The sequence below is a fragment of the Falsiroseomonas oryzae genome, from assembly GCF_027856955.1.
Lineage (GTDB): Bacteria > Pseudomonadota > Alphaproteobacteria > Acetobacterales > Acetobacteraceae > Falsiroseomonas > Falsiroseomonas oryzae.
This window is the reverse complement of the sequence record NZ_JAPSMD010000128.1, coordinates 1-13,021: the sequence shown is the minus strand read 5'-3', so window position 1 is coordinate 13,021 and position 13,021 is coordinate 1. Positions and strand designations below refer to the sequence as shown.

Below are 13,021 nucleotides of genomic sequence, written 5' to 3'. Positions count from 1 at the left end.
GTCAGTCGGTCGGCGTCAGCCATGCGCGCGAGGGCCGGGGCGTGGTTCCGCAGCCGCGCCGCGTCACGCCGTGCGGTCGCCGCCGCCCGACAAGGCGGCCTGCGCGGCGGCCAGGCGCGCGATGGGCACGCGGTAGGGCGAGCAGGACACGTAGTCGAGGCCGGTGCGGGCGCAGAAATGCACCGAGGCCGGATCGCCGCCATGCTCGCCGCAGATGCCGAGCTTGAGGTCGGGCTTCACGCTGCGGCCCTTCTGCGCGGCGATCTCCACCAGCGCGCCGACGCCTTCCATGTCCATCGAGACGAAGGGGTCCTTCGGCAGGATCCCGCGCTCCACGTAGAGCGGCAGGAACTTGCCGGCGTCGTCGCGCGACAGGCCGAAGACGGTCTGCGTCAGGTCGTTGGTGCCGAAGCTGAAGAAGTCGGCGCTCTCGGCGATGGCGTCGGCGGTGAGCGCGGCGCGTGGCAGCTCGATCATCGTGCCGACCAGGTATTCGACGTGGTAGCCGGATTCGGCGAAGACCTCCTGCGCCACCTTGTCCACCAGGGCGCGGGTGATCTCCAGCTCGCGGCGCGTCATGACCAGCGGGATCATGATCTCCGGCACGGGCGCCTTGTGCGTCTCCTTCCCGATGGCGACCGCCGCCTCGAAGATGGCGCGGGCCTGCATCTCGTAGATCTCGGGATAGGTGATGCCGAGCCGGCAGCCGCGGTGGCCGAGCATCGGGTTGGCTTCCGACAATTCGCTGACGCGGCGCTTCATGGCGGCGACGTCGGCGCCGAGATCGGCCGCGACCTCCTCGATCTCCTCCTCCTTGTGGGGCAGGAATTCGTGCAGCGGCGGGTCGAGCAGGCGGATCGTGACCGGCAGGCCCGCCATGATGCGGAACAGGTCCACGAAATCTTTGCGCTGGAAGGGCAGCAGGCGCGCGAGGGCGGCGCGGCGGCCGCCTTCCGTCTCCGCCATGATCATCTGGCGGACAGCGCCGATGCGCTCGGGGTCGAAGAACATGTGCTCGGTGCGGCAGAGGCCGATGCCTTCGGCGCCGAATTTCCGCGCCGTCTCGGCATCCAGCGGCGTCTCGGCGTTGGTGCGCACCTTCAGCTTGCGAACGGAATCCGCCCACTCCATCAGCGTCGCGAAGTCGCCGGAGAGCTTCGGTTCGATCATCGCGACGGCGCCGACGAAGATCTCGCCGGTCGCGCCGTCCAGGGTGATGACCTCCCCGGCGTTCACGCGCTTGCCGCCGGCGGAGAGCACCTGCTGCGCGTAGTCCACGGTGATGGAGCCGGCGCCGGCAACGCAGGGGCGGCCCATGCCGCGCGCGACCACGGCGGCGTGGCTGGTCATGCCGCCGCGCGTCGTCAGGATGCCCTTCGCCGCGTGCATGCCGTGGATGTCCTCGGGCGAGGTCTCGATGCGCACGAGGATGACGGCCTCGCCCTTGGCGGCGCGCGCCTCCGCTTCGTCGGAGGAGAAGACGACGACGCCCGAAGCCGCGCCGGGGGAGGCGGGCAGGCCCTTGCCGAGCGGCTTGCGCGGCGCCTTCGGATCGAGCGTCGGGTGCAGCAGCTGGTCGAGCGCCTTGGGATCCACGCGCTTCACGGCCTCGGACTGGTCGATCAGCCCCTCGCGTGCCATGTCCACGGCGATCTTGAGCGAGGCTGCCGCGGTGCGCTTCCCGTTGCGCGTCTGCAGCATGTACAGCTTGTTCTGCTGCACCGTGAACTCGATGTCCTGCATGTCGCGGTAGTGCTTCTCGAGCGTCGCGCGCACCTGCACCAGCTCGGCATAGGCGGCGGGCATGGCTTCCTCCATGCTCCTCTCGCCGGGCTTCGAACGCTCCTTCGACATGGGCTGGGGCGTGCGGATGCCGGCGACGACGTCCTCGCCCTGCGCGTTGATCAGGTACTCGCCGTAGAAGACGTTCTCGCCGGTGCTGGGATCGCGGGTGAAGCAGACGCCGGTGGCGCAGTCGTTGCCCATGTTGCCGAACACCATGGCCTGCACGTTCACCGCCGTGCCCCAGTCCGCGGGGATGTCGTGCAGGCGGCGATAGGTGTTGGCGCGCGGGTTCATCCAGCTGCCGAACACCGCGCCGATCGCGCCCCAGAGCTGGGCGTGCGGGTCCTGCGGGAAGGGCTGGCCGGTGACTTCCTGCACCATGTCCTTGTAGCCATCGACCACGCGGTGCCAGTCCTGCGCCGTCAGGTCGGTGTCCTCGCTGACGCCGCGGTCGAGCTTCACATGCTCGATGATCTCCTCGAAGCGGTGGTGGTCCACCCCGAGCACGACCGAGCCGAACATCTGGATGAAGCGGCGGTAGCTGTCCCAGGCGAAGCGCGCATCGCCCGATCCAGAGGCGAGGCCGGCGACAGTGCCGTCGTTCAGGCCGAGGTTCAGCACGGTGTCCATCATGCCGGGCATGGAGACGCGCGCACCGGACCGGACGGAGACCAGCAGCGGCTTGTGGACGTCGCCGAAGCGGGCGCCGACGGCCGCCTCCACCAGGGCCAGCGCGTCGCTGACCTGGCTGCGCAGATCGGCGGGATAGGTGTGCTTGTGGGCGTAGTAGTAGGTGCAGACCTCGGTGGTCACGGTGAAGCCGGGCGGGACGGGCAGGCCGATGCTGGCCATCTCCGCCAGGTTGGCCCCCTTGCCGCCGAGCAGGTTGCGCATGTCCGCGCGGCCTTCGTTGTGGCCGGCGCCGAAGCTGTAGACCCACTTGGTCATTGCAGGGTGGTCTCCTGGCGAACGTCGTCCTTCCCCGCGGCGGGGAAGGGTGGGGGTAAGGCTTTCGGTCAGCCCTCGATACGGGAGAAGTCTGCCACCGCATCCATGGCGGCACGCAGCCGGCTGAGCAAGCGTAGCCGGTTGCGGCGGAGTTGCGCATCCGGGTCGTTCACGGTCACGCGCTCGAAAAAGGCATCGAGCGGCCCGCGCAGCGCGGCCAGGGCCGACATTGCGGCGCCGTAATCCTCGCTGGCCAGGGCGGCGCGGGATGCGGGCTCGGCCGAGTCGAGGGCGGCGGCGAGGGCCTGTTCCTCGGCCGCGGCGAGCAAGGAGGCGTCCACCGGGCCGGCATGGGGACCGTCCTTCTTCTCCTCGATACGCAGGATGTTGGTGGCGCGCTTGTAGGCGGCGAGGAGGTTGGCCCCGGTCTCGGATTCGACCAGCGCTTTCAGCGCGTCGGCGCGGGCGAGCAGACGGACCAGGTCGTCCTCGCCGCCGGCGCCGAAGGCGGCGGCGACCACGTCGTGGCGTGCGCCTTCGCCGCGGAGCTGGACGCGGAGGCGTTCGGCGAGGAAGTCCACCAGCCCCGCGGCGAAGGCCGCCACCATCGGCGGATGGTCGGAGCCCCTGGACGGCTGCCAGCCGGCGTTCAGCTTCTCCTGTGCGACCGCCATGCCGAATTCCGGCGCCGGCGAGACGCCGACAGCCTGCGGGAAGCCGAAGAACGCCTCCGCGAAGGCGTCGGACAGGCGCAGCCGCAGCCCGTTCTCCCGGATGATGCGGATGACGCCGAGCGCGGCGCGGCGCAGCGCGAAGGGATCGCCGCTGCCGGTCGGGCGCTCATCCGCGGCGAAGAAGCCGGTCAGCGTGTCGAGCTTGTCGGCCAGCGCGACGGCGATGGCGACGGGCTCGGCAGGCACTGCGTCGCCGGGGCCGAGCGGGCGGTACTGCGTGCCGATGGCGTCGGCCACGCGCGGGTCCTCGCCGCCTTGGCGCGCGTAGTAGCGGCCCATCACGCCCTGCAGCTCGGGGAACTCGCCGACCATGCCGCTGGCGAGGTCGGCCTTGGCCAGCTGCGCGGCGCGCGCCGCCAGGTTCGCATCGGCGCCGACCTGCGGGGCGAGGAAGCGCGCCAGGCGCTCCAGCCGCGCGACGCGCTGCCCCTGGGTGCCGAGCTTCGCGTGGAACACCACCTGGTCGAGCTTCGGCAGGAAGTCCTCGAGCTTCTGCTTGCGGTCCTGGTCCCAGAAGAAGCGCGCATCGGACAGGCGGGCGCGCAGCACGCGCTCGTTGCCGGCGACCAGCGCCTTGCCGCCATCCACCGCCTCGATGTTCGCCACCACGCCGAAGACCGGCGCGGCGCTGCCGTCCGGCTTCACCATCGCGAAGTAGCGCTGGTTCACGCGCATGGTGGTGCGCATCAGCTCCGGCGGCAGGTCCATGAAGGCGTCGTCGATGCGGCCGAGCAGCGGGACGGGCCATTCGACCAGGCCGGCCACTTCCTCGAGCAGGCCGCGGTCGGGCACGACCTGCACGCCATGGGCGACGGCGAGCGCGTTCAGCCCGTCCTCGATGAGGCGCAGGCGCTCCGCGGCATCGGGGATCACCTTGCGGGCGCGAAGCGTGTCCTCGTACTGCGCGAAGGACCGCACGGCAAAGGTGCCCGGCGCCATGACGCGATGGCCTTCCGTGAGGTCGGCGCTGGCCAGGCCATGCGCCTCGTCCTCGGCCTGCTTCAGGTCGAAGGGGACGACGGCGCCGTCCAGCAGGCACAGGATGCGCTGCAGGGGCCGCACCCAGGTGAAGCTGCCGCCGGTGCCCCAGCGCATGGATTTCGGCCAGGAGAAGCCGCGGATGAGCTTCGGCATCTCGCGGGCCGCCAGGTCGCGCGCGGTCACGGTCTCGCCCGGCTTGTCGAGCACCCAGAAGCCGTTGCGCTCCGTCAGTTGTTCCTTCGCCGCGCCGTGCTTGCGGAGGAAGCCGGCCAGCGCGGCGTCCGGCGCGCCCACACGCGGCCCGCGCTCCTCCTTGCCCTCGGTGGTGACGGCGTCGCGCAACGTCGCGACCAGGCCGATGCGGCGCGGGCCGAAGAAGGGCTTCGGCGCGCCTTCAACGACGGGCGCCAGGGCGGTGGCGACGCTGCGAGAGAGATCCTCCGCCCCGCGCGCCTGCATCCGCGCGGGAATCTCCTCGGAGAAGAGTTCGAGCAGGAGTTCGGGCATGCGCTACAGCGCCCTCTTCACGTCGGTCTGGGCGAAGTCATCGCCCTTGAACAGCAGCGGCTCGTCGCGCTCGATCGCGAGCGCATAGGCGAAGCAGTCGCCGAGATTGAGGCCGGCCTTGTGGCGCCCTTTGCCGAAGCGGCGCCAGCCATCGCGGGCGATCGCGGCATGCGTGGCCGTGAAGGGTACGATCTCCGCGCGCATCGCGCGCAGCAGGTCGTCCAGCGCCGCGCTCATTTCGGGCCGCGTGCGGCCCTCGGCGACGATCGCCGTCTCGACCAGGGTCGGCGCGGCCAGCGCGCGTGACGGCGCCTTCTGCAGCGCGGCGGCGAAGGCGGCGGCTTCCTTCTCCTTGAACAGGATCGCGACGAGGGCGGAGGAGTCTACGATCACCGGGGCAGGCCGTTCTCGTCGTAGAGATCGCGGTGGTCGCTGGTGACGCCGGGCGGCACCAGCTTCGAGGCACGCTCGGCGATGGCCATGATCGCGTCGAACATCTGCTGCTCGCGCTCGCTCCGTAGCGCCTTTTCGCGCGCCAGCCGGTCCTGCACGGCTGCCCGGACCGCGCCGGTCGCCGAGGTGCCGAGCAGCGCGGCCAGTTCCTTGGCCTCGGCGATCAGCGCCTCGTCCTTGATGTTCAGTTGGCCCATGGCGCCCTCCGGGTAGAACGCGCCTTCCATATGGTAGAAAACAGGTGGGCGGGCAAGCTCACGCCGCCCTCTCCCCCGCGATCCAGGCCTCGCAGCACTGCTTCGCCAGGGCGCGCACGCGGCCGATATAGGCCTGCCGCTCCGCCACGCTGATCGCACCGCGCGCATCCAGCAGGTTGAAGCGGTGGCTCGCCTTGATGCACTGGTCGTAGGCCGGCAGCGCCAGGCCACGCTCCACCAGCTGTGTGCACTCCTTCTCGGCGTCCGCGAAGTGCTGGAACAGCATCGCGGTGTCGGCGTGCTCGAAATTGTGGGCGCTGTACTCCACCTCGGCGCGCTTGAAGACCTCGCCATAGCTCACGCCGCGGCCGTTGAAGTCCAGGTCGTAGACGTTCTCGACGCCCTGAATGTACATCGCGAGGCGTTCGAGCCCGTAGGTCAGCTCGCAACTCGGCACCTCGCACAGAATGCCGCCGACCTGCTGGAAATAGGTGAACTGCGTCACCTCCATCCCGTCGCACCAGACCTCCCAGCCGAGGCCCCAGGCGCCGAGGGTCGGGCTTTCCCAGTCGTCCTCGACGAAGCGGATGTCGTGCAGGGCGGGGTCGATGCCCAGCGCGCGATAGCTCTCGATCAGCAGCTTCTGCGGGTCGGGCGGGCTCGGCTTCAGGATCACCTGATACTGGTAGTAGTGCTGCAGCCGGTTGGGGTTCTCGCCATAGCGGCCATCCGCCGGGCGCCGGGACGGCTGCACATAGGCGGCCGACCAGGGCTTCGGCCCCAGCGCCCGCAGCGTGGTGGCGGGATGGAAGGTGCCCGCGCCGACCTCCATGTCATAGGGCTGGAGGATCAGGCAGCCCTGCTCGCCCCAGAAGCGATGCAGGCGCAGGATGATCTCCTGGAAGGAGGGGGGCTTTTCGGGCATCTCGCGGCTTGTCGGGGCGTTGCGCGCCAGCGAGATAGACCACCCGGCGCCCCCGGCCAACTCTCGCCTCGCGACAGGACCCTGCCATGCCCGATCCCACCCCGCCGACGCCCGGGCGGCGCGAGGCCGCGGAGGCCCTGGTGCGGGCCTACTATGCCGCCTTCAGCGCCGGCGACCGGGCCGCGATGTGCGCGCTGCTGGCGGACGGCGTTGTGCATGACGTGAACCAGGGCGGGCGGCGCACCGGGCTTGCGGCGTTCCGCGCCTTCCTGGCGCAGATGGACGCGGCCTATGAGGAGCGGCTGGAGGAGGTGGTCGTGATGGCCGACGCCACCGGCACCCGCGCGGCCGCGGAATTCCTGGTGGTGGGTCGCTACCTGCGGTCGGAGCCCGGCCTGCCGGAGGCGCGCGGGCAGGCCTATCGCCTGCCGGCCGGCGCCTTCCTGGCGATTGCGGAGGGAAAGATCACGCGGGTGACGACCTACTACAACCTGCAGGAGTGGATCCGGCAGGTGTCGGCATGAGGGAGGGACGCATGGACCGCGCCACCTGGGAGGCCGCGCTGGCGGCAGATGGCTATGCCGGGCCGCTGGACCGGCGGATGGAGCCGGGCCAGGTCGCCCCGGAGCACACGCATCCGTTCGACGCCCGGCTGCTGATCCTGGAGGGCGAGTTCATCCTGTCCTGCGGAGGCGAGACGCGCCGCTACGGGCCGGGCGAGGCCTTCGAACTGGCCGCGGGCGTCCCGCATGCGGAGGCGTTCGGGCCGGAGGGCGCGACCTATCTGGTGGGGCGGCGCGCCGCCTGACCTCGCGGCCGGGTCACACCGTGACCCGGTAGCCGAGATCGGTGATGTCGCAGGCCGCGACCCCCTCGTGCCGGGGCGGGGCGCAGTTCTCCAGGCCGAACTCCGTGAGCACGACCTTCACGTCCCGCCGCGGCACGCCGAGCGCGGCAAGCCGCTCCACGAGGGTGCGGTAGAGCGCGCGCTTGGCGTCCAGCGAACGCCCGGCATAGAGCGTGATCTCGATGCGCGTGTAGCGCTCCGACGCGCCGGTCGGGACCAGGCGGCGCCCCTCGTCATAGAGATCCAGCAGGATGTCCCTGTCCCAGTCCGGGATCCGGATCGCCTCCTCCAGCGAGGCCTGCACCGCGTCGATTAGGGTGCGCTCCCGTCCGCGGGCCCAGTCGCCTGTGGAGATGCGTGTGCAGGGCATCGCCGTGCTCCGTGCCGAAGCCGCCACCGGGCATCGGACGATTGCTGTCGGCACGGGTCAAGCGGAATCGACGGCCGCGGTTAGAGCCCGAGCCGCGCCCAGGCCGCGCGTTCCTCCGCCGCGGCGACCAGCGCCTCCGCCGACATCCCCGGCAGCAGCCGCACGGGCCAGGGAGGGCGGCGCTGGCCGACTGGGACCACCTGCGCCTTCTCGCCGAAGCGGGCCTTGATCTCGGACGACGCCTCGCCGAGGCGGTCGGCCAGGCCGAGCTCCACAGCTTGCGCGCCCGTCCAGAAGCGGCCCGTGAAGACCTGGTCCTCCGGCGCCTTCAGCTTGCCGTCGCGGCGCTTGCGCACCCAGGCCTTGAAGGTCTCGTGCAGCTCGCCGAGCAGGTCCTGCAGCCGGGCCAGGTCCTCCGGGCGCTCGGGCCGGAACGGGTCGAGGAAGCTCTTCTCGGTGCCGGCGGTGTGCAGGCGGCGCTCCACGCCCCATCGGGCCAGCGCGTCCGACAGGCCGAAACCCGCGCTGATCACGCCGATGGAGCCGAGGATGGAGGCCGGATCGGCGACGATCTCGTCCGCCGCGCAGGCGAGCCAGTAGCCGCCGGAGGCCGCCGCATCCTCGACGCAGGCGATCACCGGCACCTTCTTCTCGTCGGCCAGGCGGCGGATTCGCTGCGCGACCAGGCTGGACTGCGCGGGCGAGCCGCCGGGCGAGTTGACCACCAGCACCACGCCGGCCAGGCGCTTCAGCGCGAAGGCGCGCTCGATCAGCGGGGCCATGGACTGAGCCGAGATGCCGGACGGGGCGAAGCCGCCGCTGCGCGCGGCGATCAGGCCGGAGAGGCGCAGCACGGCCACGCGTGGCGGCCGCGTCAGGAAGGGGAGGTTCATTCCCCATAGATGCCCCGCCCGCGCGACTGGGCAAGCCGGGCCGGCCGGGCCATCCTGGCCGGCGGAGGGACTGCATGGACACGACGCGCCGCGTCATCATCGCCGGCGCCGGCCCCGCGGGGCTGGTGGCCGCCGCCTACCTGGCCGGTGAGGGGATCCCGGTGACCATCGTGGAGCAGGAACGCGACCTGCCGGACGATCTACGCGCCTCCACCTTCCATCCGCCGACCCTCGACATGCTCGGCCGCTTTCCCGGCGTGGTGGACCGGCTGATCGCGCAGGGGCTGATCTGCCCGACCTGGCAGTTCCGCGACCGGCAGCAGGGCGTGATCGCCACCTTCGAGATGGCGCGGCTGAAGGACGACACAGCGCATCCCTACCGGCTGCAATGCGAGCAGTGGCGGCTGACGCGCATGCTGCGCGAGATCCTGGCGGAGAACCCGGACGTCACCTTCCTCTACGACGCCAGGGCGAACGGCGTGACGCAGGACGCGGATGGCGTGACGCTGACGGTCGAACGGCCGGACGGGTCCACCGAGGCGCTGCGCTGCGCCTATCTGGTCGGGGCGGATGGCGCGCGCAGCGCGGTGCGACGCGCGCTGGGCATCGCCTTCGACGGCATGACGATCCCGGAGACCTACCTGACGCTGTCCACCACGTTCCGCTTCGAGCAGCACATCCCGGACCTCTCGCCCATCGCCTACATCTCCGATCCGGAGGAGTGGTTCGTGCTGCTCCAGGCGGCGGGGCTGTGGCGCGTGCTGCTGCCCACCGCGCCGGAGGAAGCGGCGGACGAGGCGCGGATGCTGGACCCCGCGCGCATCGAGCAGCGCATGCAGGGCGTCTGGCCGAACCCGGCCGGCTACGAGATCCGCCACCGCACGGCCTATCGCGTGCATGAGCGCGTGGCGGAGAGCTATGTCGCGGGCCGGGTGTTCCTGGCAGGCGATGCGGCGCACATCAACAACCCGCTCGGCGGGATGGGGATGAACGGCGGCGTGCACGACGCCTTCAACCTCGCCGAGAAGCTGACGCAGGTGTGGAAGGGCGCCGACCTCTCGCTGATGGGCCGCTATTCGCGGCAGCGGCGCAAGGTGGCGGTGGACGTGGTGCAGGCGCAGGCGCTGCGCAACCGCCAGCTTCTGAACCAGCGCGACCCCGCGGTGCGCCGGGCCTATCACGACGAGCTGCGGGCCACGGTGGCTGATCCCGCGAAGCACCGGGCCTATCTGCTCCGCAGCGCCATGATCCAGTCACTGCGGGACCTGGAGGCGGTGGCGTGAGCGGACATCCGGAAGCCGATATCTACCACCGCCAGGGCATCGGGCAGCGCGCCGGGCTGGGCACCCGGCCGGCGCTGGTGATCGTGGACTTCCAGGCCGGCTTCGCCGATCCCGAGCATTTCGGAGGGGGCAACATCGCGCCGGCGATCGCCGAGACGGTGCATCTGCTCGCCTTCGCGCGGGCGCGGCACTGGCCGGTGGCGCATACCAGGGTGGTCTATGCGGACGATGGCGCCGATGCCGGCGTCTTCACCCGCAAGGCGCCGACCCTGCTGAAGCTGACCGAGCACAGCCCGCTGTCGCAGATCGTGCCGGAGTTGACGCCGGTGAAGGGCGAATACGTCGTGCGGAAGCAGGGGGCCTCCGGCTTCTTCGGCACTGCGCTGGCGTCCTGGCTGACGCAACGGCGGGCGGATACGGTGATCGTGGCCGGCTGCACCACCTCGGGCTGCGTGCGGGCGACAGTGGTGGATTCCATGCAGCACAATTTTCGCACCGCGGTCGCGACCGACTGCGTCGGCGACCGGGCGCTGGCGCCGCATGCGGCCAACCTGTTCGACATGGGCCAGAAATACGCCGACCTGATGACGCGTGCCGAGATCGAGGCGGCCTACCGGAACGGCTGATGCGGGCCGTCCCGGCGGCCGCCTTCAGGCATCCGTCATCGCGATGCCGAGTTCGCGGATCGTGCGGCTCCACTTCTCCGCATCGGCGCGCAGCGTGGCGGCGAAGGCGTCCGGCGTCTCGTTGATCGATTCCACGCCGATGGCCGCCAGGCGGTCGCGGACCTCGGGCAGCGCCATGGCGCGGTTGATCTCCGCATTGAGCTGCGCGACGAGGTCGGCCGGCATGCCCTTCGGGCCGAGCACGCCATACCACACCGTCATCTCGTAGCCCGGCACGGTCTCTCCGACCGTGGGCACATCGGGCAGCAGGCGGGAGCGGCGTGCCTCCGTCACGCCGAGCAGGCGCAGACGGTTGGCCTGCACATGCGGCAGGGTCTGGGTGGCGGCGCTGAAGAAGAGCTGGGTCTGCCCGGCGACGGTGTCCTGCACCGCCGGCGCGCCGCCGCGATAGGGCACGTGGACCATCTCGAGCCCGGCCATGCGGACGAACATCTCGGCGCAGATGTGGTTGGTCGAGCCCGGGCCGGCCGAGGCATAGGCCAGGCGGCCGGGATTCGCCTTCGTATGGGCGATGAACTCGGCGACGGTCTGCGCCGGCACGGAGGGGTGGCTGACCATCGTGTTCAGCGCGAAGGCAAGCATCGCGATGGGCGTGAAGTCGTCCACGCCGTGGAAGGGCATGTTGCGGAACAGCGCGTCGTTCATCGCATGCGTGCTCATCGACCCGAAGAGCAGCGTGTAGCCGTCCGGCCTAGCCCGCGCGACGGCGTTGGAGCCGATGTTGCCCGATGCGCCGGAGCGGTTCTCCACCACGAAGGGCTGGCCCATGGATCGGCGCAGCGGCTCCGCCAGGATGCGCGCGAGGATGTCCGTCGTGCCGCCGGCGGCCCAGGGGACCATGATGGTCACCGGCCGGTTCGGGTAGCGATCCTGGGCCCACGCCGGTGCCGCGAGGCCGGCCGCCGCGCCGAGGCCGAGGGACAGCGCCGTGCGGCGCGTTGGTCCGGATGTCCCGCTCATCGTCTTCGCCTTTCCCGTGGTGCCCGCACCGGGCGGGACCGCTTCGATGCGCCAGGCAGCGGGCGCGATCAAGGGGCGGCGCGGCGGTGCAGGTCGCGCAGGGCCCGCATGCCGAGGCGGCGCACGCCGGCGCGCGCGATCGCCGCGTCGCAATGGCCGTTGCCGAACAGCCGCAACTCGTCGGTTCGCCAATGCGGCTTCGCGCGCGGGTGATCGCGCTGTATGTCGGCGATGTCCTCCGGCCCGTTGGGATGGAGGGCGACATAGGTCAGGCCGGGCTGCGCGGGCGTGACCAGCCCGGCATAGGCGGCCTCGGCCTGCTCGCTCGGCACACCCGGCGTCATCGCGAAGCGGTCCAGCACGGGCAGGCCGGCGGCGTCGAGCTCGGCGACGGCCTCGGCATAGGGGCCGGGTTCCACCTCGCCCATGCGGAGCACGGAGAGATAGCTGGAGAGGTCGCGCGGCAGCAGCAGGGGCAGGCGGTAGTCGCGCGCAATGCGCAGCGTGGCCGGCAGCAGTTCCGGCACGAGGGCGGCGCCCATGTGGGTGTCGAGATGCGTCGCGTCAATGCCGGCCGCGAGGGCGCGGTCCAGTTGCGCGCGCATCTCCTCCTCGGCCGCGGCCGGGTCCACGGCGCGGCGCAGGGCCAGGCAGTCGCGATGGAAATAGCCGTCGGCGTCCAGCAGGCCGGAGGCCGCGCTGCGCACGGCCACGGGCCCCCAGCGATAGCCGTACCATTCGCTGGTCAGGGTCAGGTGCACGCCGAGGTCGAGCGACGGGTCGGCCGCGGCCTCGCGGACGATTTCCGGGAACCAGGGGCACGGCACCATGACGCTGCCACAGTCGATGCGGCCGGCGCGGGCGAGCTCGAGGAAGGCGCGATTGGCGCCGCGGCACATCCCGACATCGTCGGCGTGCAGGATCACCACGCGCGCATCGTCCGGCAGGCCGAGCAGGCGGAGGGTCGGGCTCATGCGCGCTCCAGCATCCAGCGCAGGATCAGCGGCACCTGCGCGGCCATCATGGAATAGCCGTGGTCCACGACGGCGCCCTTGGCGCGTGCGGCCACCAGCAGGGGCGTGTCGGCGCGGTTGACCACGTCGTAGACGAAGCCCGGGATCAGCGTGGCATCGCAGGGCAGGCGCGTGTCGTCGGCCATGCCGACGGCGGAGCAGTTGACCAGGACCTCGCTGGCGCCGAGCGCCATGCGCGAGGCGACGGCCGGATACTCCCGGGCGAGCGCCTCCGCGAGCGCCTGCGCACGCCCGGCATCGGGGTCGTGGATGGCGAGCGCGGCCGGACCCTCGGCGGCGATGGCCATGGCGACGGCGCGGCCAGCTCCGCCGGCCCCGAGCAGCTGCACGCGGCGGCCCGCCAGCGGGATGCCGGCCGCGCGGGCGGCGATCAGGAATCCCTCGCCGTCCACGCCCGCGGCCTCCCAGCCGCCGCGGC

13 protein-coding genes and 1 pseudogene are annotated in these 13,021 nt (G+C 71.5%); 4 read left to right on the top strand and 10 right to left on the bottom strand.

Going from position 1 to position 13,021, the window contains the following annotated elements; translation table 11 throughout:
• Nucleotides 1-63: 63 nt before the first annotated feature.
• The 5 genes from ppdK to OZN99_RS14165 all read right to left on the bottom strand — a co-directional run bounded on the left by ppdK (nt 64) and on the right by OZN99_RS14165 (nt 6,530).
• Entirely contained in the window at nt 64-2,733 is a 2,670-nt protein-coding gene (gene ppdK / locus OZN99_RS14185) for a pyruvate, phosphate dikinase (protein WP_270935892.1), read from the bottom strand.
• Nucleotides 2,734-2,801: 68 nt separating this feature from the next.
• Complete coding sequence (gene glyS, locus OZN99_RS14180) at nt 2,802-4,955, bottom strand: glycine--tRNA ligase subunit beta (RefSeq protein WP_270935891.1); 2,154 nt, start codon at nt 4,953-4,955, stop codon at nt 2,802-2,804.
• 3 nt (nt 4,956-4,958) lie between these two features.
• Nucleotides 4,959-5,348 (bottom strand): type II toxin-antitoxin system VapC family toxin, encoded by a 390-nt coding sequence (locus OZN99_RS14175; protein WP_270935890.1) that lies wholly within the window; start codon nt 5,346-5,348, stop codon nt 4,959-4,961.
• Nucleotides 5,345-5,635 (bottom strand): type II toxin-antitoxin system VapB family antitoxin, encoded by a 291-nt coding sequence (locus OZN99_RS14170; RefSeq protein ID WP_270935889.1) that lies wholly within the window; start codon nt 5,633-5,635, stop codon nt 5,345-5,347. The genes OZN99_RS14175 and OZN99_RS14170 overlap by 4 nt, the downstream gene beginning before the upstream one ends.
• Before the next feature lie 28 nt (nt 5,636-5,663).
• Entirely contained in the window at nt 5,664-6,530 is an 867-nt protein-coding gene (locus OZN99_RS14165; protein ID WP_270935888.1) for a glycine--tRNA ligase subunit alpha, read from the bottom strand.
• Nucleotides 6,531-6,616: 86 nt separating this feature from the next.
• Here OZN99_RS14165 and OZN99_RS14160 point away from each other — a divergent pair, with 86 nt between their 5' ends.
• Together OZN99_RS14160 and OZN99_RS14155 are read left to right on the top strand one after the other, a co-directional pair.
• Nucleotides 6,617-7,054 carry a ketosteroid isomerase-related protein gene (locus OZN99_RS14160; RefSeq protein WP_270935887.1) on the top strand — a complete coding sequence of 146 codons (438 nt, stop codon included), beginning with the start codon at nt 6,617-6,619 and terminating at the stop codon, nt 7,052-7,054.
• A gap of 11 nt (nt 7,055-7,065) precedes the next feature.
• Nucleotides 7,066-7,338 carry a cupin domain-containing protein gene (locus OZN99_RS14155; protein ID WP_270935886.1) on the top strand — a complete coding sequence of 91 codons (273 nt, stop codon included), beginning with the start codon at nt 7,066-7,068 and terminating at the stop codon, nt 7,336-7,338.
• 13 nt (nt 7,339-7,351) lie between these two features.
• Here OZN99_RS14155 and OZN99_RS14150 read toward each other — a convergent pair whose 3' ends face one another.
• Both OZN99_RS14150 and OZN99_RS14145 read right to left on the bottom strand, forming a co-directional pair.
• Nucleotides 7,352-7,747, bottom strand: coding sequence for a tautomerase family protein (locus OZN99_RS14150; protein WP_270935885.1), 396 nt, complete (start codon nt 7,745-7,747; stop codon nt 7,352-7,354).
• An 80-nt stretch (nt 7,748-7,827) separates the two neighbouring features.
• On the bottom strand, nt 7,828-8,640 hold the full coding sequence (locus tag OZN99_RS14145; protein ID WP_270935884.1) for a S49 family peptidase: 813 nt from the start codon (nt 8,638-8,640) through the stop codon (nt 7,828-7,830).
• 74 nt (nt 8,641-8,714) lie between these two features.
• Here OZN99_RS14145 and OZN99_RS14140 point away from each other — a divergent pair, with 74 nt between their 5' ends.
• Both OZN99_RS14140 and OZN99_RS14135 read left to right on the top strand, forming a co-directional pair.
• Nucleotides 8,715-9,923, top strand: coding sequence for an FAD-dependent oxidoreductase (locus OZN99_RS14140; protein WP_270935883.1), 1,209 nt, complete (start codon nt 8,715-8,717; stop codon nt 9,921-9,923).
• Nucleotides 9,920-10,549 carry an isochorismatase family protein gene (locus tag OZN99_RS14135; RefSeq protein ID WP_408611844.1) on the top strand — a complete coding sequence of 210 codons (630 nt, stop codon included), beginning with the start codon at nt 9,920-9,922 and terminating at the stop codon, nt 10,547-10,549. The genes OZN99_RS14140 and OZN99_RS14135 overlap by 4 nt, the downstream gene beginning before the upstream one ends.
• A 24-nt stretch (nt 10,550-10,573) precedes the next feature.
• On the opposite strand, the gene OZN99_RS14130 is transcribed toward OZN99_RS14135, so the two are convergent.
• From OZN99_RS14130 to OZN99_RS14120, 3 genes and pseudogenes are all read right to left on the bottom strand, one after another.
• Nucleotides 10,574-11,569 carry a Bug family tripartite tricarboxylate transporter substrate binding protein gene (locus OZN99_RS14130; protein WP_270935882.1) on the bottom strand — a complete coding sequence of 332 codons (996 nt, stop codon included), beginning with the start codon at nt 11,567-11,569 and terminating at the stop codon, nt 10,574-10,576.
• Between the two features lie 68 nt (nt 11,570-11,637).
• Nucleotides 11,638-12,543 carry a polysaccharide deacetylase family protein gene (locus OZN99_RS14125; protein ID WP_270935881.1) on the bottom strand — a complete coding sequence of 302 codons (906 nt, stop codon included), beginning with the start codon at nt 12,541-12,543 and terminating at the stop codon, nt 11,638-11,640.
• Nucleotides 12,540-13,021 (bottom strand): annotated as a pseudogene (locus OZN99_RS14120) (hypothetical protein); the annotation flags it as partial. The pseudogene OZN99_RS14120 and the gene OZN99_RS14125, both read right to left, overlap by 4 nt.